The organism is Anaerostipes hadrus ATCC 29173 = JCM 17467, from assembly GCF_030296915.1.
In the GTDB taxonomy this organism is placed as follows: domain Bacteria; phylum Bacillota; class Clostridia; order Lachnospirales; family Lachnospiraceae; genus Anaerostipes; species Anaerostipes hadrus.
In genome coordinates this window covers 987501-1006941 of the sequence record NZ_AP028031.1, presented here as the reverse complement: position 1 = coordinate 1006941, position 19441 = coordinate 987501, and the positions used below count along the sequence as shown (strand labels likewise).

The 19441-nt window shown below is 37.8% G+C and carries 19 protein-coding genes, 1 tRNA gene and 1 rRNA gene (1 of these 21 running past the window's edge); 3 read left to right on the top strand and 18 right to left on the bottom strand.

Annotation, left to right across the window (positions count from 1 at the left end; translation table 11 throughout):
• Positions 1-49 precede the first annotated feature (49 nt).
• From QUE18_RS04875 to QUE18_RS04860, 4 genes are all read right to left on the bottom strand, one after another.
• A complete protein-coding gene (locus QUE18_RS04875; protein WP_008393517.1) occupies positions 50-343 on the bottom strand; it encodes a transcriptional regulator in 294 nt (97 codons plus the stop codon).
• A 28-nt stretch (positions 344-371) separates the two neighbouring features.
• A complete protein-coding gene (locus QUE18_RS04870; protein WP_009203110.1) occupies positions 372-1010 on the bottom strand; it encodes a hypothetical protein in 639 nt (212 codons plus the stop codon).
• 238 nt (positions 1011-1248) lie between these two features.
• Entirely contained in the window at positions 1249-1398 is a 150-nt protein-coding gene (locus tag QUE18_RS04865) for a helix-turn-helix domain-containing protein (RefSeq protein ID WP_008393515.1), read from the bottom strand.
• A 3-nt stretch (positions 1399-1401) separates the two neighbouring features.
• Positions 1402-1821, bottom strand: a complete 420-nt coding sequence (locus QUE18_RS04860) for a hypothetical protein (protein ID WP_009203111.1) — start codon at positions 1819-1821, stop codon at positions 1402-1404.
• Between QUE18_RS04860 and QUE18_RS04855 the strand changes: the two genes are divergently transcribed.
• Complete coding sequence (locus tag QUE18_RS04855) at positions 1821-2144, top strand: type 2 periplasmic-binding domain-containing protein (RefSeq protein ID WP_009203112.1); 324 nt, start codon at positions 1821-1823, stop codon at positions 2142-2144. The genes QUE18_RS04860 and QUE18_RS04855 overlap by 1 nt on opposite strands.
• Positions 2145-2182: 38 nt before the next feature.
• Here the strand turns inward: QUE18_RS04855 and QUE18_RS04850 are convergent, their stop codons facing one another.
• The 5 genes from QUE18_RS04850 to gpmI all read right to left on the bottom strand — a co-directional run bounded on the left by QUE18_RS04850 (position 2183) and on the right by gpmI (position 6940).
• Positions 2183-3520, bottom strand: a complete 1338-nt coding sequence (locus QUE18_RS04850) for an MATE family efflux transporter (RefSeq protein WP_009203113.1) — start codon at positions 3518-3520, stop codon at positions 2183-2185.
• A gap of 170 nt (positions 3521-3690) precedes the next feature.
• A complete protein-coding gene (locus QUE18_RS04845; protein ID WP_286259363.1) occupies positions 3691-4422 on the bottom strand; it encodes a M14 family metallopeptidase in 732 nt (243 codons plus the stop codon).
• A 2-nt stretch (positions 4423-4424) separates the two neighbouring features.
• Positions 4425-4850 (bottom strand): succinylglutamate desuccinylase/aspartoacylase family protein, encoded by a 426-nt coding sequence (locus tag QUE18_RS04840; RefSeq protein WP_330380002.1) that lies wholly within the window; start codon positions 4848-4850, stop codon positions 4425-4427.
• A gap of 153 nt (positions 4851-5003) precedes the next feature.
• Positions 5004-5285, bottom strand: a complete 282-nt coding sequence (locus QUE18_RS04835; protein ID WP_015530868.1) for a hypothetical protein — start codon at positions 5283-5285, stop codon at positions 5004-5006.
• A gap of 113 nt (positions 5286-5398) precedes the next feature.
• Positions 5399-6940, bottom strand: a complete 1542-nt coding sequence (gpmI, locus tag QUE18_RS04830; protein WP_015530867.1) for a 2,3-bisphosphoglycerate-independent phosphoglycerate mutase — start codon at positions 6938-6940, stop codon at positions 5399-5401.
• Between the two features lie 217 nt (positions 6941-7157).
• Between gpmI and QUE18_RS04825 the strand changes: the two genes are divergently transcribed.
• Positions 7158-8087 (top strand): alpha/beta fold hydrolase, encoded by a 930-nt coding sequence (locus QUE18_RS04825; RefSeq protein ID WP_207641992.1) that lies wholly within the window; start codon positions 7158-7160, stop codon positions 8085-8087.
• A 75-nt stretch (positions 8088-8162) separates the two neighbouring features.
• Here QUE18_RS04825 and QUE18_RS04820 read toward each other — a convergent pair whose 3' ends face one another.
• From QUE18_RS04820 to QUE18_RS04800, 5 genes are all read right to left on the bottom strand, one after another.
• Positions 8163-9353, bottom strand: coding sequence for a phosphopentomutase (locus QUE18_RS04820; RefSeq protein ID WP_009203118.1), 1191 nt, complete (start codon positions 9351-9353; stop codon positions 8163-8165).
• Positions 9354-9539: 186 nt separating this feature from the next.
• Entirely contained in the window at positions 9540-10286 is a 747-nt protein-coding gene (gene tpiA / locus QUE18_RS04815) for a triose-phosphate isomerase (RefSeq protein WP_009265097.1), read from the bottom strand.
• 72 nt (positions 10287-10358) lie between these two features.
• Entirely contained in the window at positions 10359-11564 is a 1206-nt protein-coding gene (locus tag QUE18_RS04810; protein ID WP_009203119.1) for a phosphoglycerate kinase, read from the bottom strand.
• A gap of 164 nt (positions 11565-11728) precedes the next feature.
• Positions 11729-12742 (bottom strand): type I glyceraldehyde-3-phosphate dehydrogenase, encoded by a 1014-nt coding sequence (gene gap, locus QUE18_RS04805; RefSeq protein WP_009203120.1) that lies wholly within the window; start codon positions 12740-12742, stop codon positions 11729-11731.
• A gap of 210 nt (positions 12743-12952) precedes the next feature.
• The gene (locus QUE18_RS04800; protein WP_009203121.1) at positions 12953-14632 is read right to left on the bottom strand and encodes a Na/Pi cotransporter family protein; all 1680 of its coding nucleotides are present in this window, start codon (positions 14630-14632) and stop codon (positions 12953-12955) included.
• A gap of 207 nt (positions 14633-14839) precedes the next feature.
• Here QUE18_RS04800 and QUE18_RS04795 point away from each other — a divergent pair, with 207 nt between their 5' ends.
• On the top strand, positions 14840-15649 hold the full coding sequence (locus tag QUE18_RS04795) for a histidinol-phosphatase HisJ family protein (RefSeq protein WP_009203122.1): 810 nt from the start codon (positions 14840-14842) through the stop codon (positions 15647-15649).
• Between the two features lie 75 nt (positions 15650-15724).
• Here QUE18_RS04795 and QUE18_RS04790 read toward each other — a convergent pair whose 3' ends face one another.
• The 4 genes from QUE18_RS04790 to QUE18_RS04775 form a co-directional block, all read right to left on the bottom strand.
• Complete coding sequence (locus tag QUE18_RS04790) at positions 15725-16594, bottom strand: radical SAM protein (protein ID WP_040344008.1); 870 nt, start codon at positions 16592-16594, stop codon at positions 15725-15727.
• Between the two features lie 20 nt (positions 16595-16614).
• A complete protein-coding gene (locus QUE18_RS04785; RefSeq protein WP_008393497.1) occupies positions 16615-17292 on the bottom strand; it encodes a C40 family peptidase in 678 nt (225 codons plus the stop codon).
• A gap of 227 nt (positions 17293-17519) precedes the next feature.
• Positions 17520-17591, bottom strand: a tRNA-Trp gene (locus tag QUE18_RS04780).
• 74 nt (positions 17592-17665) lie between these two features.
• Positions 17666-19441 (bottom strand): 23S ribosomal RNA (locus tag QUE18_RS04775) (it continues 1112 nt past the right edge of the window).

Here is a 19441-nt window from a genome sequence, read left to right as displayed (position 1 = left end):
TATAGCGGATTTTTATTTTTAATTCAAATACACTTTTATGCTTCTGATATTAGATACCTTTACCCTTAATCACAGATTCCAAAAAATCAACATATTCTTCAAACTGTTGAATTCCCATCTCTGTGATTTCATATTGTGTTACCGCTTTCCCATTCATTAGTTTCTTTTCAGATTTAACATATTCCCAGCTTTCTAATTTCTTCAGCTGTATACTAAGATTACCGTCCGATGCATTTGTTAATTTCTTTAGTTCTGTAAAAAGCAATTTTTTTGTGATCAGATGACTGATGATCAGTAGTCTGAGTTTTGAACAAAATGCTTCCTGTATTTGATATTCTTTCACCCTGTAACATATCCTCTTTCATTTATAATCATTCTTTTCTTATACATTTTGCTAATATCATATAGCCAATAATAAGCATAACATAATAATACAAATCTTGATAGTGTATCACGATATTTCCAATTGATAATTCCTGATCTATCGCAAATGCGATCAGGTAAACGACTAAATTACCTATCGCACATACAGCATATATTTTGTTATCACGTACAAAACTGACAATTAAAAATGATACACTTAATAAGATAATTGCTGAAAACACCTGTAAATTCATCAACATTTCTAACATTTTTCCTGCCTGAGAAGCTTCATTATTTAATGTAAATGATCCGATAATTCCTGCAATCCATAAAATGACTGGGATCACAACTACAACGCTTCCATAAATATAAAGCATCGCCTGATAATAATGATTAGTATTGCTTTTTTCCTCTTTGTACATTCGGAAAATATAATACGCCAAATAAACAAAACATATCATTCTCCCAATATACATTTCCCTCACGAATCCTTGATATAAACTGACGATTAAATACAACACAACGGTTATCATATTAATAATTGCATAGCTTTTAAAAAATCCACCTAATTGATTCATTGGATTCTTTGCTCCATCGATTGCTGATCGAATCATTTTAAAATCTTCTTCGTATGTTTTATTGTCCATCTTCTCTATCTCCTTTTGTTTTTAAAGTTCCTTTATTTTATAAAGTTTATATTATTATATTTTATTTATATTTTTTTGTCAATATATTTTATTTTCTCTTTATTTATGTTATACTTACCTCGCACAACAAACGTACGTTCGATAAAGTGAGCTGCGGCTATGGCTAAATTAAATAAAATCAAACCAGATACTATATTAAAAAACTTCTGGAAAAATAATGACCGATTTGCTGATCTTTTTAATGCTTTCTATATTTGGCTGGTGTCACGCCCATCACGCTTTTAAATGCGGATGAAAATTTTCCTGGATTTTCGTATCCCATTTTCAATGCAATTTCTTGAATCTCTACTTTGGAATCTTCCATTAACAGATTGGCTGCAACATTCATACGTTATCTCTTCTGGTAAGAATAAATGGAATCTCCATAAATTTCACGAAAACATTTTTTCATGCTTGTTGCTGGCATATCGTATTGTTTTGACAATTCTTCGATTGTGACTCTCACTTGTAAATTTGATGTAATCTGCTCATGGATCGCACGGATCTTTTCCATCTCGATGCGTCCTTCTCTGCATTGGTCGATGCATAGAACTTTCTGTCCGCTGTTTAATTCAAACTCGGACATACATTGTTCCATATGCATATCGGTAAAACAGATCATGATACCTGGCAGAATCTGATGAACTGTCATCTTACCTTCTCCAGTTTCATCGGAAATCATCATGACCATGCTGTTTTCATCTTTTATGATCGTTTTTGTGTTGCTTCCAAATTGGGCAATATCCAGATTTAAAAATAGAAATTCTCCCAATGACGGACTACCAGCAAAGAGGAGAAACATTTTCCGTTCTTGGAAGCAAATATGATCTGTTTGAAGGTATTTATGGGCCTGCTGACTGGAAGAGACTTTGTCAGTTTCTTGAACTTGACAGGACACCAATTTGTTGTGCCATTCCTAAGAACCACCCTCTTTGTGATCACAAACAAATTTCTATGCATGATCTTGATAATCAACATATTGTTACGATTCCTCTGGATACAGATCTGACTCTGCCTTATGGATTAATGTATGCAAATGAGCCAAGTGAAGCTTTGAAAAAGTTTCTTAGAATTGTAAAAAAACTGACATGGTAAAACTGTCAGCTTTTTTGATCTCTTCTTGCAACGTATATTTATTCATTTTTATTTGTAAGTTTTTTCATGATCTTAAGCATAATAACTGCTGCGATCAATGCTGTAACCACGTCTGAACACGCCTGTGATACCAAAACTCCTGTATATCCAAACACATTTGACATGATAAAAAGTGCTAATACATAGATCACACCCTGTCTGCTAATGGATAAAACAAAAGCTCCTCCTGCATTTCCAACGGCCTGACATACGCAGGTTGAGATCAGGCTCACGGACATAAAGGTCATTCCGATCTGCTGGAATCTTAACATCATGGCTCCATTTGTTATGATATCTGGTTTATCCATAAATACTTTGATGATCTGTGGTGCGAAAATACACATGAGAATCGTAAATAATAGTCCTAATCCCATTTCAAATAAATATGCAAATTTCAGGATATTTTTTAATCTTTTTTCATTTTTAGCCCCGTAGTTGTATCCGACCAGCGGCTGTCCTCCGAAGGCAAATCCTACGAGTACTAAGGCTGTGATCATATTAACCTTTAATGCGATTCCCATCGCTGCGACTTTATCTGTTCCATATGTAAGTAAAAAATTATTGGTCATGACCATCATAAAGGTCTGCATGATATTTGTGATCGATGCTGGAATTCCGATCATTAAGATATCTCTGATCCTTCTTCCTGTGACCTTCATATGGGATGGAGAACATGTCAGTCTCTTTGATTTCTTCATCACCGCATATACATAATAAATATCTGCAATGATATTTCCAAGAACTGTTGCCATGGCGGCTCCTGCTGCCCCCTGGTTTAATCCAAAGATAAAGATTGGGTCAAAGATGATATTTACAATGGAACCAATAATTGATCCTGCCATTGACTGGACTGCTAATCCTTCGGTTCTTAGGATATTGCTTGGCACCATGCTGAAAATGATAGATACTGCACCAATCGCAATCCATGTGTAGTAGGCATTGGCATACTGGTATGTATCTTTGCCAACTCCTAATAATCCGAGAATCTGTGTACGGAATAATAATAGGATTGCACTGATACATAGTCCAAATACCAAAGATATCCAGATACAGAATGCGCATGTTTTCTTTGCCTCGTTATCTTTCTTCTCTCCTAACAATCTTGAAATCGCGGAACTTCCTCCAAGTCCGAAGATATCTCCAAATGCGATCATTAAGGTAAACATCGGTGCTACGAGTGACACTCCGGCAACCAGTTCCTGCACTCCTGTCAGGGCGATAAAATAGGTATCTACCATGTTATATACTAATGATACAATCATACTTAATACCACTGGCAGTGCAAGTTTCATATATGCCTTTGGAACTGACATTTTTTCAAATAAATAGTTTTCCATAAAAACTCCTTTCCAAATCTTATTTTATAGGCCAAAAAACATCCATAATCCTTACTTAAAATGGATTATGGATGTCCAAACCGTAGCATTGCATACGCAATGCCCTATCATATTTTACTTTATCACTAAGTGGCATTTTAACAGAGTTTATTTTATACGTCAAGATTCATTTAAATAAAATCTGTATCCTTTATGATCTTTGCAATTGCAGTATTCGAGTAGATCAATGGATTGGATCCATGATAAAACAAACATCCCTCGCATGGCGACTTGATCACTGCATCAATTCCGTAACGTGCCTGTTTTACATCAACCTGATCTGTTTCCGGTGTATAAATCGAAAATGCCTGTGTTCCCCATACCTGCCATTCATAATTCAGAGTTGTCGTATCATAAGGTTTTGGATTTCTTAACATAATATATGGCATTGCAAATTCTTTTGCCACTTCTACATTTTCATATCCTGTTTTCATGATTCTGACATGCGGAGTGAAATTTCCTTCCAGATAAAAGCTTGTAAAATGGATTCCATAAGTATAATCTTTTACTTTTTGGAAAAATCCGTCTGCAATCCTTTGTGTTGTCTCACCCAGATCATATCCTGGAAACATTCGATTGATATCTGTATTATCCGTTGCCCAGAACCTTGTACTTGTATTGAGTGAATATGGATTAACAGAAGGAACGATCATAATTCCAAGATTCTCATCAAGGCATCTTCTTTCTTCCAATAATTTTAACGTTTTGATCAGATTGGAACACATATATAATTGTTGAATTTCATTTCCACGGATCGCACCGACAATACAGACTGTTTTTTCATTTCCTCCAAAATGATATCCATAAATTTTAAACGAATCCCTGTAAAGAGAATCCATCTGATAGAGTAAAACTTTTTCCATTCTCACGCCTGCCTTTCCAGAATACGTCCAATCAGTGATCCTTCACTTACAACCGGATATTCTCTTAGTGTAAATAATATTCCATCACATTCTGAATATAATTCTTCTTTCACAACGCCCTCCAATGGATCTAGAATTTCTCCGATCTTATCTCCCTTTTTAACATTTGTCCAATGTTCTACCGTTGGAAGAAAGATTCCTGCATATCCCGCATTCAGATAGTGGACTTCTCCATCCGTGGAGATCAACGGATCTTTCGGTGTAATAACTTCTCCTTGCCACATTCCAAGATCTTTCATCTCTACAAAAATACCATCCACTAATTGTTTGCAGTACTCTTTTGTCACGCGCATTCCAACGCCCATCTCCACGACAAGCACTGGAGTTCCGATCATATTTAATGAATGTGCAAAAGTTGCTTCTAACACAGTAGCAGCTCCATGTACCCACACATAGTCAATATTTAATCGTTTCGCATAAGGAAGCAACGTATCTTTGCATAGTTCATTGATCCTTACCTGCGGAATCTCTCTTAAGAAAATATTACTTGCATGAATGTCAAAGCATTCTTATCAATGCACTTATTTGATCGCTGTCATAAACAATTCGTACATATCATCTTCACCACTTAATTTAGGCGAGTTCTCTCCTCCACCATTCGTACTTCTTCTCATTGTTGCGTAAAATTCTTCTCCAGCATTGATCAATTCCATCGGATAAATCTCATATCCTAGTTCCTGACATTGCTTGCAAAAGGCAAGAATCGGTTCTTTTTCTTCCCTTGTTTTTAATAATGTCTTTCGTATTGTGTCATCATGCAGTGCTTTTTCCTGTAATTCTTCTAATTTTTCGTATACATCCATATCGGACACCTCCTTAAGAAAAAAGGCACTTATGCTATACTGCATAAGCGCCTTTGCCGTTATTCTTATTATATCTTGTTCTCTTGATTCTTTCAAGATGTCTTTTTAAGATCTTATTTTACGATCAGGGATTTTCCTGTCATTTCTGCTGGCTGTTCCATTCCCATTAACTCGATTAATGTAGGTACGATATCAGCTAAGCATCCACCTTCTCTTAATTTTAATCCTTCTTCAGCATTTACAAGGATAAATGGTACTGGATTTGTTGTATGTGCTGTAAATGGAGCTCCTGTTTCATAGTCTTTTAACTGCTCTGCATTTCCGTGGTCAGCACAGATAAACATCTGTCCATTTACTTCTTTGATTGCTTCTACTGCATCTCCAACGCATTTGTCAACTGCTTCTACCGCTTTGATCGCTGCTTCTTCGATTCCTGTATGACCTACCATGTCGCTGTTTGCGAAGTTCATGATGATCACGTCATATTTGTCAGATTTGATCGCTTCTACAAGTTTTGCACCAACTTCTGGAGCACTCATCTCTGGCTGAAGATCATATGTTGCTACTGCTGGAGATTTTACTAAGATTCTGTCTTCTCCTTCGTTTGGTTCTTCGACTCCACCGTTAAAGAAGAATGTTACATGAGCATATTTTTCTGTTTCTGCTAAACGTAACTGTTTTAATCCGTGCTGTGCAAGGAATTCTCCAAATGTATTCTTGATCTCTACTTTGTGGAATGCCACTAATTTGTTAGGGATTGTCACATCATATTCTGTGAAGCATACAAATGTTGTCTTGAAGTATCCGTTTGGACGATCAAAACTGTCGAATTTATCATCACAGATAGAACGTGTGATCTCTCTTGCACGGTCTGGTCTGAAGTTGTAGAAAATAACGGAATCGTTTTCTTTTAATGTTGCAACTGGTTCACCATTTTCAACAATAACTGTTGGTACCACGAATTCGTCTGTAACATCTTCTTTGTAAGAAGCATCAATTGCATCGATCGCACTGTCAGCTGTATTTCCCTGTCCCATAACGATCGCATTGTATGCTTTTTGTACACGATCCCAGCGATTGTCACGGTCCATTGCATAGTAACGTCCAGAGATAGATGCCACTTTACCTACTCCGATCTCATCCATCTTCGCTAATAATTCTTCAATGAATCCTTTTCCTGATGTTGGAGCTGTGTCACGTCCATCTAAGAATAAATGAACATATACGTTCTCTAGACCATTTCTCTTAGCCATTTCAAGAACGCCATATAAATGTGTATTATGGCTGTGTACTCCACCATCTGATAATAATCCAAAACAATGTAATGCAGAACCATTCTTCTTGCAGTTTTCAATTGCTTCTAACATTGCTTCGTTCTTAAAGAAATCTCCATCCTGGATCTCTTTTGTGATTCTTGTTAATTCCTGATATACGATGCGTCCTGCACCCATATTCATATGCCCTACTTCAGAGTTACCCATCTGACCTTCTGGAAGTCCTACTGCCATTCCAGATGCATTTCCTTTTACGAATGGGTATTCTTTCATTAATTTATCCATTACAGGAGTCTTTGCTTCTGCTACTGCATTGGCTTCTTTGTTTTCATTTAATCCATATCCATCTAAAATCATCAGGACTGTTGGTTTTTTACTCATTATTTTCTCCTTCATTTCCCAAAAATTAATCTTATTTTATGTCCGTTAATATTATAACGATTTTCTTCTTGAAATTCAACTATTATATGATTGTATTTATGGACGTACATTTTAATCTGGAGTATAATATATTCAGATACAATTTTATATAACTAATATGTTGATTCGTCTTTTCTTTGCTTGCATATTAGTTTTTACAGATTTGGAGGTGCTTAGTATGCTTCATGAAGTTAGTTTTCATTCCTTTAATGACCGTGATGAGGTGCAAGGTTGGGTTTATGTACCTGCCTGCAAACCAAAAGGAATTGCACAGGTGATCCATGGCTTTGGTGAACATTCCCGTCGTTATTTCCATATGATCGTAAAATTTATGGATGCAGGGTATATCGTTGCTGCAGATGACCATGTTGGACATGGAAAAACTGCAATGTATAATGATACCTGGGGTGACTGGGGTGATGCTGGTTTCCATACGATGATGGAAGATGAACATAAGTTAAAAGAAATCGTCAGCAAAATGTATCCTGATCTTCCTTATTTTATGTTTGGACACAGCATGGGATCTTTTATTACGAGAGATTTTGCTGCAAAATATGGAGAAGAACTTGCAGGAATCACAATCTGTGGTACAGCTGGTCATTTCCGTGGTGCTACAGAAGCTGAATCTGCCTTATTGGCTGCTGTAGCTGAAGGAAAAGGGAAAGAATCTGACCCTTCCTTTACTGCTGATCTAATGGGCTGGATGTGTGAACGTTGTGGTAATATTTCCATAGGCAATGAATGGATCTGTTCTGATCCTTATGTTCAGCGAGATCATGCAGAAGATCCATTTGATGCATTTACCCGGCCAACTACAAATCAATCTCTGCTTTATTTTGTCCAGATGATGAAAGCGATCACTGGCACGGAATGGGCTGGCAAGGTTCCTTCTGATCTTCCTATTTATAATATCGGTGGAGATCAGGATCCTGTTGGTGAATACGGAAAAGGTATTTATGAAGTTACCAACTGGCTTGTAGATACTGGACATACAGTAAAAACTCGTGTTTATTCTGGTTACCGCCATGAGATTCATAATTATGATGAAATCAAAGATGAGGTGGAAGCTGGTATTATTTCTTTTATGGATTCGATTTTAGATGAATAATATACATACCAAATTATAAACAAAACACCACAGGAGATCTTTATTTCCTTCTGTGGTGTTTTTATTTCAGTTGTACTATTTTAATTGACTTAATAAAGATATTCCGATCGTTCCTTCTGGCATCGTGACACCAAAATTATCTGCGATCGTAGCTCCGATCACTGCAAATGTATCTTGATCTTCTAGCCTTCCATTTTCTTTCATAGACTTTGAATATGCGATAAATGGTGTGTATTCTCTTGTATGGTCTGTTCCTGTATAAGTTGGATCATTTCCATGATCTGCGGTGATGATCAATAAATCATCTTCTTTTAAAACTTCTAACAGATTTCCTAAACCAACATCAAATTTCTCGATCTCTTTTGCATAGCCGACTGGATTTCTTCGATGTCCCCAGAGTGTATCAAAGTCTACCAGATTGGTAAAACAAAGTCCATGAAAATCTTCTTTGCATACATCCACGGTCTGCTGCATTCCATGCACAGAGCTTTCAGAATGATATGCTTTTGTGATTCCTTCTCCACAGAAAATATCATTGATCTTTCCTACTGAAATTACGTCAAATCCTTCATCTTTTAATGCATTTAAAGCAGTTCTTGAAAATGGTTTTAAAGCATAATCCCTTCGATTGCTTGTTCTTACAAATTCGCCTTTTTTCTTTCCCACATATGGTCTTGCAATGATTCTTCCGACTTTCCATTCATTTTTCATCGTAAGCTCTCTTGCGATCTCACAACAGCGATAAAGATTCTTAAGATCAAAAGTTTCTTCATTTCCACAGATCTGCATCACAGAATCGGCAGATGTATATACGATCATTGAACCATTTTTGATCTCTTCTTCACCTAATTCATCCAAAATCTGCGTTCCACTGGCACATTTATTGCCAATGACTTTCTTTCCACATCTTTCTTCTAATTCATGGATCAATTCTGGTGGAAAACCTGTGTCTGTAAAGGTAAGAAATGGTTTCTCGATCTTAAGTCCCATCATCTCCCAGTGTCCTGTCATGGTGTCTTTTCCGTTACTGCTTTCTTTTAATCTGGTATAGTAGGCGATTGGATGTCCTTCGTCTTCCATTTCTTTTGTTGGATGTAAATTTAACAGTCCAAGTTTTTTTAGATTTGGAATATTTAACGTTCCCACGGTATCACAAATATGCCCAAAGGTATCTACATCATGATCTCCAAATCTGGCTGCATCTGGCATTTCTCCGATCCCTAAGGAATCTAAGACAATGACAAAAATTCTTTTGTATTTCTCCATATCATATGCCCCCTTTTCATCTACTCTCGGAATCTTTTTTGTGCTTGATCTTATTATAAACCGATTTATTTCTTGCTTCTAGTCTTTTATTTCTTTAATCTTTTAACGAATTCTACCATTATATAAAAAAGAAAAAATCCCCCGGATATTCAATATCCGAGGGACCCATCATTTAATTAATCAAATTTATTTATAGTTTACGATTTTACCAAAGTCTGGTTTTAATGATGCTCCACCAACTAATCCACCGTCGATATCTGGCTGTGCAAATAATTCTGGTGCACTAGCTGCAGATACAGATCCACCATACTGAATGCGGATTGCTTCTGCTGTAGCTTCATCATATACTTCTGCGATACATGCACGGATTGCTGCGCAAACTTCCTGAGCCTGTTCTGTAGTTGCAACTTTACCTGTTCCAATAGCCCAGATTGGCTCATAAGCGATAACTGCAGTCTTAGCCTGGTCAGCACTTACTCCCTGGAATGCAATCTTGATCTGCTGGCGAACGAAGTCAATTGTAACTCCCTGTTCTCTCTGAGCAAGAGTTTCTCCACAGCAAACGATTGGTGTAATTCCATGTTCAAAAGCTTTTAATACTTTCTTGTTAACAGTCTCGTCTGTTTCAGCAAAGTATTCTCTTCTTTCAGAATGTCCAAGAATAACATATTTTACTCCAAGATCTGTTAACATATTAGGAGCGATTTCTCCTGTGTAAGCTCCACTTTCTTCAAAGTACATATTCTCAGCACCGATTGCAATGTTGCTTCCTGCTGCTGCTTCAATTGCTGCTGGAATGTCGATTGCTGGTACACAGAATACTACATCAGAAGTTTCACTTGCTACTAATGGTTTTAATTCTTCGATTAATGCTTTTGCCTCGCTAGGAGTTTTGTTCATTTTCCAGTTTCCTGCTACGATTGTTTTACGCATAAGACTAATATCCTTCTTTCTTGACATTTTGTTTATAAAGTGTATTAAATATTAAATATTTAAATGCAATGATTATTTGTCGTTGGCTGCTACTACACCTGGAAGATCTTTTCCTTCTAAGAATTCAAGAGAAGCTCCACCACCTGTAGAGATGTGTGTCATCTTGTCTGCAAATCCTAACTGGTTAACAGCTGCTGCAGAGTCTCCTCCACCGATAATTGTTGTTGCATCTGTATCAGCTAAAGCCTGAGCAACGGCAATTGTTCCTTTGGCAAGGATAGGGTTTTCAAATACACCCATAGGTCCATTCCATACAACTGTTTTAGCAGTTTTTACTGCTTCTGCGAATTTCTCACATGTAGCTGGTCCAATATCAAGTCCTTCTTTATCAGCTGGAATTGCATTAGCTGCTACAACAGATACTTCGATCTCAGCATCGATAGGATTTGGGAATCCGTCTGCTACTGTTGTATCGATTGGAAGATATAAATTCTTTCCTAATTTCTCTGCTTTTGCCATCATTTCTTTACAATAGTCGATTTTTTCATCGTCTACTAAAGATTTACCAACTTCTAATCCCTGTGCTTTTAAGAATGTATAAGCCATTCCTCCACCGATGATCAGTGTATCACATTTTTCAAGTAAGTTATCAATTACTTTTAATTTGTCAGCAACTTTCGCTCCACCTAAGATGGCTACCATAGGTCTTTCTGGATTATTAACCGCATTTCCTAAGAAATCAATCTCTTTCTGCATTAAATATCCTACAACGGCTGTGTCAACATATTCTGTTACACCAACGTTTGAGCAGTGTGCTCTATGAGCTGTACCAAACGCATCGTTTACAAATACATCACAAAGGCTTGCAAGATCTTTGCTGAATGCTTCACCATTTTTAGTTTCTTCTGCTCTGTAACGAGTATTCTGAAGAAGTACTACTTCTCCATCTTTCATAGCAGCTACTGCTGCTTTTGCATTATCTCCGACAACATTGTCATCTGCTGCAAATTTAACTTCCTGTCCTAACAGTTCGCTTAAGCGTACTGCTACTGGTGCTAAAGATAATTCTGGTTTTGGTTCTCCTTTAGGTTTTCCTAAGTGAGAGCAAAGGATTACTTTTCCACCGTCAGAAATCAGTTTCTTGATTGTTGGAAGTGCTGCTACCAGACGATTTTCATCTGTAATCTGTCCGTCTTTTAAAGGCACGTTGAAATCGCAACGTACTAAGACTTTCTTTCCTGCTACATTAATGTCATCTACAGATTTTTTGTTTAACATGTTTCGTTTTTCCTCCTAAGATTGTATGCCATAAGGCATATCTTAATTGATCAGGGTTTCTCAATCCTTGATTAAAAATAGGGGCCCGGTCCAAAAGACCGGACCCCTTATCTGAGTCTTATTACACTGTATAATTACAGGCCTGTCCTCATTCCAATATCAAATTAAGCTAATTCAGCAAAGTATTTGATTGTTCTTACCATCTGGCTTGTGTAAGAGTTTTCGTTGTCATACCAAGATACAACCTGAACCTCTGTTGTTCCATTATCTAATGGAAGAACCATTGTCTGTGTAGCATCGAATAAAGAACCATATCTCATTCCTACGATATCGCTAGATACGATTTCGTCTGTGTTATATCCGAAAGATTCTGTCTGAGCTGCTTTCATAGCTGCGTTTACTTCATCAACTGTTACATTTCCTTCAACAACTGCTGTTAAGATTGTTGTAGATCCTGTAGGAGTTGGAACACGCTGAGCAGATCCGATTAATTTTCCGTTTAATTCTGGAATAACAAGTCCGATTGCTTTAGCAGCACCTGTAGAGTTAGGTACGATGTTAACTGCTGCTGCACGAGATCTTCTTAAGTCACCTTTTCTCTGAGGTCCGTCAAGAGTCATCTGATCTCCTGTGTAAGCATGGATTGTGCACATGATTCCAGATTTGATTGCTGCAAGATCATTAAGAGCTTTAGCCATAGGTGCTAAGCAGTTTGTTGTACAAGATGCAGCAGAAATAACTGTATCCTCTGCTTTTAATTCTTCATGGTTTACATTGTAAACGATTGTTGGAAGATCGTTTCCTGCTGGTGCAGAAATAACAACCTTTCTTGCTCCTGCTTCGATATGAGCAGATGCTTTTTCTTTAGATGTGTAGAATCCTGTACACTCAAGTACTACGTCTACTCCAAGTTCTCCCCATGGAAGGTTTTTAGCATCAGCTTCAGCGTAGATTGTGATTTCTTTTCCATCAACTGTGATAGAGTTTTCACCAGCTTCTACTTTGTCAGCTAATGCATATGTTCCCTGTGAAGAATCGTATTTTAATAAGTGTGCAAGCATCTTTGGAGATGTTAAATCGTTGATTGCTACAACTTCATATCCTTCTGCTCCGAACATCTGTCTGAATGCAAGACGTCCAATACGTCCAAATCCATTAATTGCTACTTTAACTGCCATCTCAAATTCCTCCTAAGTCTTGATTAATTAAATTTTGATGGATTTGCCAATCTGTTAATCTATTGACAAACTTCCTTTTTATTTTAAACAATACTGACAAAAAATTCAAGTGAAATTTAGTATTTTTATCATGTATACAATAAAACGATTTTGTACAATTCTACCAAATTTTATCCCGTTTCTTCGGCACAATGAATAAAAAACTTTTCCTTATTCTTCTTCATCATTCTGACTTAAAATGTATCTTGCAATTGTAAATGCATATCCTGCAATTCTTTCCATACTGGAAATGATATCAAGGAAATATACACCAATATCTGGAGAACAATCTCCATCTTTCATTCTCTGAATATGTCTCTTTCTGATGATCTTTCTTGTACAATATACATCTTCTGCATAAGATAATGCTTCTTTTGCTTCTTTGGTATCGTCAAATTCAATCGCACGGATTGCTGACTCAAATGCAGCTCTTACAATATTATTCATATTTCTAAGCTCTTCAATCGCATCTTCTGAAATATTTTCATTCATATCCTTGATATGCTGCAGATATCCTGCCATATTCTCTACATGATCTCCTGAACGCTCAATATCTGTGATCGAATCAAACAGATTGTTGACAACTTTCATCTCTTTTTCTGTGATCGCCAAATGACTGATCTTTACAAGATATTCTGTGATCATTGGTTCTAAATGGTTGATCACCTGTTCATCATTATGAACTTTATCGATCTTACTCTGTCTTGGTTCTCCACTCATTGCTTCTTTTGTTACACGATTTAAATTCTTTAATACGATTTCACCCATACGTACCACTTCTTTCACTGCATTCTCAACTGCAAATGCAGGTGTTTCAAGAATACGTGGATCTAAGTGACGTAATGCTTTCTCTTCTGGTTCTTCTTCTTCGTCTTCTACTGGCTCTTCACGAATGATAAGTCCAGATAATTTTACCAATGCATTCGCGAATGGGAATAACAGTATCGTCACAGATATGTTAAAGATCGAGTGGAAAATGGAAATCTGTGTACTGGATATATGCTGCATTGCAAGATCTGGGAAGATTCCAAAGAAAATCGTCATGATCACCCCATAAATAGCTGCACCTAATACATTAAAACTTAAATGGATCACAGCTGCTCTTTTTGCTGTTTTATTTGCACCCGCACTAGATAAGATTGCTGTGATACAAGTACCAATATTCTGCCCTAACGTAATAAAGATCGCTGATCTCCAGTTTACGATTCCTCTCATCGCTAATGTCTGTAAAATACCGACAGATGCAGATGAACTCTGAATGATCGCTGTAACAACAGCGCCGACTAAAATACCAAGGATCGGATTTCCTCCTAATACCTGAAATGCTTTGTAGAATACCGGACTATCCTGATATACTCCAATGGATGATGACATAGATGATAATCCAATAAATAAAATACCAAATCCGACGGCAATCTCCGCTTTCTGTGTCATCTTCTGCTTATTAGAGAATGTGATGATGAAAGCTCCGATTCCTAAAATAAATGGTGCAAAAAAATCTGGTTTTAACGCTCCCGCCCATTCATTAGCTGATACCAGCCATGCCGTGATCGTTGTACCTACATTGGCTCCCATGATAACACCGGCTGCCTGTGTAAGATTCATAATCCCTGCATTTACAAAACCTACAACCATAACAGTGGTTGCTGATGAACTCTGAATAATTGCTGTAACCAGTGCTCCTACAAGTACACCTAAAATACGATTATTTGTTAAATAGCCAAGCAGGTCTTTCATCTTATTTCCTGCTGTCTTTTGAAGTCCTGATGCCATGATATCCATTCCATACAGGAACATTCCAAGTCCGCCGATAAACGCAAACAGATTACCGACATGTGTTAGTGTATTCATTTTTTACGATTCCTCCTGTGTTTTTACAGACCCTCTTATTGGATCTCCCACATATATTTCATTTGTCGTTATTCCGACATAAATAATTTTAACAAACCTACTCTTATATTTAAAGAACTTTTTACATAGATTTTATTTTTTCTTTACCTTTCTGTCATAATGTATATAATAAAAGTATTATATTAACTATTTACAAAGGAGTTTTTTATGATTCTTGCAGATTATCATTTACATACCAGCTTTTCTTCCGATTCTGAATCTCCTATGGAAGAAATGATCCGACATGCTGTTTCACTTGGTCTTAAAACTATTTGTTTTACAGAGCATCATGATATTGATTATCCTGTTAATCCTGATGGATTTGATTTCCTTCTAGATCTTCCTTCCTATAAAGAAGAAATATTTAAAATGAAAGAACACTATCAGGATCAGATTGAAATCAATTATGGAGTGGAACTTGGATTAATGCCAACAACCCTAGATCAATGTGCTGCATTCGTCAAGGATGAGCCTTTTGATTTTATCATTGGTTCTACTCATATTGTTGATTTTATGGATCCATATGATGCGATTTATTTTGAAACATATCCTGCCCGTCTGGGACTTGCTCATTATTTTGAAGATATCTTAAAAAATATTTCTTCTTTTAATCATTATTGTGTCTATGGACATCTTGATTATGCTGCACGTTATATCAAGGATCCTTCTTTTGAATTCCATTATAGAGATTATTCTGATCTTTTAGATGCCATTTTAAGGATGATCATTGAAAATGGCAAAGGTATTGAAGTGAATACTGCTGGACTTAAATATGGAATGAGTGATCCAAATCCTCATCATGAGATCATAAAAAGATATATAGAACTTGGTGGTGAAATTATTACGATCGGATCTGATGGCCATTGTCCAAAACATATGGCTTATGATTTTTATAAATTACCTGATTTTCTGTCTAATCTTGGAATTCGTTATTATACCGTCTTTCGAGATAAGAAACCTGAATTCATTAAGTTATGAGTTTCTCTGCATAAAAAGGAACGAGACAATAGGCTCATAATATTCCTATTGTCTCGTTCCTTGATTCTAGCTATATTAGAATCCCCTCATCCACTCTGATTTCAAATGAACATTTCCTTTGATTGCTTCGTCTAACAGATTGATCATTGCTTCCTTATCCTGATTTAATGTTCCTCTTAAATTCACATAATTAGATGCATGATTCGATCTGAAAATACAATCTGGGCAATCCATATATTTTAACATTTCTTTTGTCTCGATCAAAATATCATATGGATTTAACAGTTCAAATTCTCCGCTTCTGATCTTATCTGCTAACGGAAGATCTTCTTCTATCATTAATGTAAGCAATCCTATATAATCTGGCTTCATCTGAGATAAAACAAGTCCTGTATCTTTTGCATGTTCCTTCCATAGCCGTCTTCCACCTAACCCTGATATAGCTGTCACAGATAAACGGATCTTTGCCTGTTTTACTTTCTGTGCTGCCTCTATCATCTCTTGTGATGTTACACCTTTTTTCATATATGTAAGGACTTCATCATTTCCTGATTCCAATCCCATATAGATCATAGATATTCCAAGTTCTCTTAATTTGTCAAAATCTTCTTGTTGTTTCATCAAAATGCTTCTTGGCGATCCGTATAAAGTTACTTGTTTACATTCTGGAAATTGATCTTTGATAAAGTGAAGGATTGCTTCAAGATCTGTCATCTTACAAATCAATGCATCTCCATCTGCCAAAAAAATCTTCTCTACATATCGATACTTATTTCTTGCATCTTGTAAATCTTCTAAGACTTCTTCTACTTTTCTGATCCTAAATCGTTTTTCTTTAAACATGCTGCAAAAAATACAACGATTCTGACTACATCCGATCGTTACCTGTACGATCAGACTGTATGCTTCACTTGGCGGCCGATAGATCATTCCTTCATATCTCATATCTTATCCTGCTTTCTTAATTATTTTACAATTCTTCTTACAGAAAGTACTTTTCGATAATTAGCCTTTGGCGAAATCTTAATTCCTGTTTTTCTTGAACTTGCATGAACAATCTTTCCATTGCCTATATAAATAGCAATATGCCCACTATAACAGATCAGATCTCCTGGCTGTTTATTACTGTAAGAAACCTTACGTCCTGCACTTCTTTGTGAGGATGAACTTCTTGGAAGATTATATCCAAATGACTTATAGACGCTTTTTACGAATCCTGAACAATCCGCTCCCGTATTCAAGTTTGTTCCTCCCCATACATATGGATTCCCAACAAATCGTTGTGCAAAACTTGCAACGGTTTGTCCTTTGTTATAAGTACTTCCCGTAAGTTTTGGTGCATTTGTACTGATATAAACATACTTTTTTAATGCATATCCAGTTTTGTTACCAACTTTAATTTTTCTCCAGCTTCCACTTGTTGATAATACTGTAACTTTTGTTCCTACACTTAGTTTCTTGATCGTTTTAGAACGTTTAGACTTTGCTGTTCTTAATTTGCACCAGTGTTTATAAATCTTTCCACTGTACCCTGATGCTGCCTGAACGGTTGTCGACGATGCTTGATCAGCTATCGTAACTGTCGATATCATTATTACGACTGTCATTATTATAACAGCTACTTTCTTTATTGTCTTTATCATAATTCTGCCTCAATTCTACTCTTTGATATTTTGTTACATTTCTGTTACATTTATTAAATTTAACACATTATTCTTCTTTTGTAAAGTGGTTTTGTAGTATTTCGTAATATTTTTGTAACATTTCACAAAGTAATCTTGCTAAAATTCAAAGGGTAAAATCTGACATACGCTTTCTTTTCCTATAAAAAGAAAAAACAGACTAAATAAAATTCAATCTGTTTTCGTAACAGGGGCAGAGAGACTCGAACTCCCAACTGCGGTTTTGGAGACCGATGTTTTACCATTGAAACTATGCCCCTTTATTAAATTGTAAAGGATATACCTTCAAAACAACATACAAGAATCTTTCTACATCTCTTACACTCAGCCTTCTTTGGTTAAAGCCTCGACCGATTAGTAACAGTCAGCTCCATACGTTACCGTACTTCCACCTCTGCCCTATCTACCTCGTCGTCTTCAAGGGGTCTTACTACCTTTCGGTATGGGAAATCTTATCTTTAGGGGGGCTTCACGCTTAGATGCCTTCAGCGTTTATCCCTTCCAGACTTGGCTACTCTGCTATGCACTTGGCAGTACAACAGATACACCAGCGGTCCGTCCATCCCGGTCCTCTCGTACTAAGGACAGCTCCTATCAAATTTCCTCCGCCTGCGCCGGATAGGGACCGAACTGTCTCACGACGTTCTGAACCCAGCTCGCGTACCGCTTTAATGGGCGAACAGCCCAACCCTTGGAACCTGCTACAGCTCCAGGATGCGATGAGCCGACATCGAGGTGCCAAACCACTCCGTCGATGTGAACTCTTGGGAGTGATAAGCCTGTTATCCCCAGGGTAGCTTTTATCCGTTGAGCGATGGCAATCCCACTTTATACCACCGGATCACTAAGTCCTACTTTCGTACCTGCTCCACCCGTCGGTGTCACAGTCAAGCTCCCTTCTGCCTTTGCACTCTTCGAATGGTTTCCAACCATTCTGAGGGAACCTTTGAGCGCCTCCGATACCCTTTCGGAGGCGACCGCCCCAGTCAAACTCCCCGCCTGACATTGTCCCCTGACCGGTTTACGGCCACAGGTTAGAAATCCAACATGGTAAGGGTGGTATCCCAACAGCGACTCCGGTACAACTGACGTCATACCTTCTCAGTCTCCCACCTATCCTGTACATACCATGCCGAATCCCAGTATCAAACTGGAGTAAAGCTCCATGGGGTCTTTCCGTCCTGGCGCAGGTAACCAGCATCTTCACTGGTATTTCAATTTCACCGGGTGTATCGTTGAGACAGTGCCCAAATCATTACGCCTTTCGTGCGGGTCGGAACTTACCCGACAAGGAATTTCGCTACCTTAGGACCGTTATAGTTACGGCCGCCGTTTACTGGGGCTTAAGTTCAAAGCTTCGCTTGCGCTAACCTCTCCCCTTAACCTTCCAGCACCGGGCAGGCGTCAGCCCATATACTTCACCTTGCGGTTTTGCATAGACCTGTGTTTTTGCTAAACAGTTGCTTGGGCCATTTCTCTGCGGCCACTCTCATGGCACTCCTTCTCCCGAAGTTACGGAGTCATTTTGCCGAGTTCCTTAACAATACTTCTCCCGTCGGCCTTAGGATTCTCTCCTCATCCACCTGTGTCGGTTTGCGGTACGGGCACATATAAAACAATAGCGGCTTTTCTTGACAGCCAGGGGCCTGGACTTCCCTACTTATGTTCGGTACGCGTCACGTCTTCAGATCGTGCTGCGGATTTGCCAACAGCACTCCTACCTCGCTTGCACCGGGATTTCCATTCCCGGATTCCATTCCCTGTCTGTGTCCCCACAGTTCTGTTTATATGCGGTACAGGAATTTCAACCTGTTATCCATCGACTACGTCTTTCGACCTCGCCTTAGGTCCCGACTTACCCAGAGCAGATCAGCTTTACTCTGGAAACCTTAGATATTCGGCCTGAAGGATTCTCACCTTCATCTCGCTACTCATTCCGGCATTCTCTCTTCCTAGCAGTCCACCACTCCTTACGGTATGGCTTCATCCCGCCAGCAATGCTCCTCTACCAATGTTTACACATTCCTAAGCTTCGGTGTCGTGTTTCAGCCCCGGACATTTTCGGCGCAGGGACTCTCGACTAGTGAGCTATTACGCACTCTTTCAATGA

What these genes read in the sequence shown, in the direction of transcription:
- QUE18_RS04870 (WP_009203110.1), bottom strand. Translation starts at nt 1,010, where the DNA reads ATGGACAATAAAACATACGAAGAAGATTTTAAAATGATTCGATCAGCA.
- QUE18_RS04865 (WP_008393515.1), bottom strand. Translation starts at nt 1,398, where the DNA reads ATGAATGTTGCAGCCAATCTGTTAATGGAAGATTCCAAAGTAGAGATT.
- QUE18_RS04855 (WP_009203112.1), top strand. Translation starts at nt 1,821, where the DNA reads ATGACGGACTACCAGCAAAGAGGAGAAACATTTTCCGTTCTTGGAAGC.
- QUE18_RS04850 (WP_009203113.1), bottom strand. Translation starts at nt 3,520, where the DNA reads ATGGAAAACTATTTATTTGAAAAAATGTCAGTTCCAAAGGCATATATG.
- QUE18_RS04845 (WP_286259363.1), bottom strand. Translation starts at nt 4,422, where the DNA reads ATGGAAAAAGTTTTACTCTATCAGATGGATTCTCTTTACAGGGATTCG.
- QUE18_RS04835 (WP_015530868.1), bottom strand. Translation starts at nt 5,285, where the DNA reads ATGGATGTATACGAAAAATTAGAAGAATTACAGGAAAAAGCACTGCAT.
- gpmI (WP_015530867.1), bottom strand. Translation starts at nt 6,940, where the DNA reads ATGAGTAAAAAACCAACAGTCCTGATGATTTTAGATGGATATGGATTA.
- QUE18_RS04825 (WP_207641992.1), top strand. Translation starts at nt 7,158, where the DNA reads ATGCTTCATGAAGTTAGTTTTCATTCCTTTAATGACCGTGATGAGGTG.
- QUE18_RS04820 (WP_009203118.1), bottom strand. Translation starts at nt 9,353, where the DNA reads ATGGAGAAATACAAAAGAATTTTTGTCATTGTCTTAGATTCCTTAGGG.
- tpiA (WP_009265097.1), bottom strand. Translation starts at nt 10,286, where the DNA reads ATGCGTAAAACAATCGTAGCAGGAAACTGGAAAATGAACAAAACTCCT.
- QUE18_RS04810 (WP_009203119.1), bottom strand. Translation starts at nt 11,564, where the DNA reads ATGTTAAACAAAAAATCTGTAGATGACATTAATGTAGCAGGAAAGAAA.
- gap (WP_009203120.1), bottom strand. Translation starts at nt 12,742, where the DNA reads ATGGCAGTTAAAGTAGCAATTAATGGATTTGGACGTATTGGACGTCTT.
- QUE18_RS04800 (WP_009203121.1), bottom strand. Translation starts at nt 14,632, where the DNA reads ATGAATACACTAACACATGTCGGTAATCTGTTTGCGTTTATCGGCGGA.
- QUE18_RS04795 (WP_009203122.1), top strand. Translation starts at nt 14,840, where the DNA reads ATGATTCTTGCAGATTATCATTTACATACCAGCTTTTCTTCCGATTCT.
- QUE18_RS04790 (WP_040344008.1), bottom strand. Translation starts at nt 16,594, where the DNA reads ATGAGATATGAAGGAATGATCTATCGGCCGCCAAGTGAAGCATACAGT.
- QUE18_RS04785 (WP_008393497.1), bottom strand. Translation starts at nt 17,292, where the DNA reads ATGATAAAGACAATAAAGAAAGTAGCTGTTATAATAATGACAGTCGTA.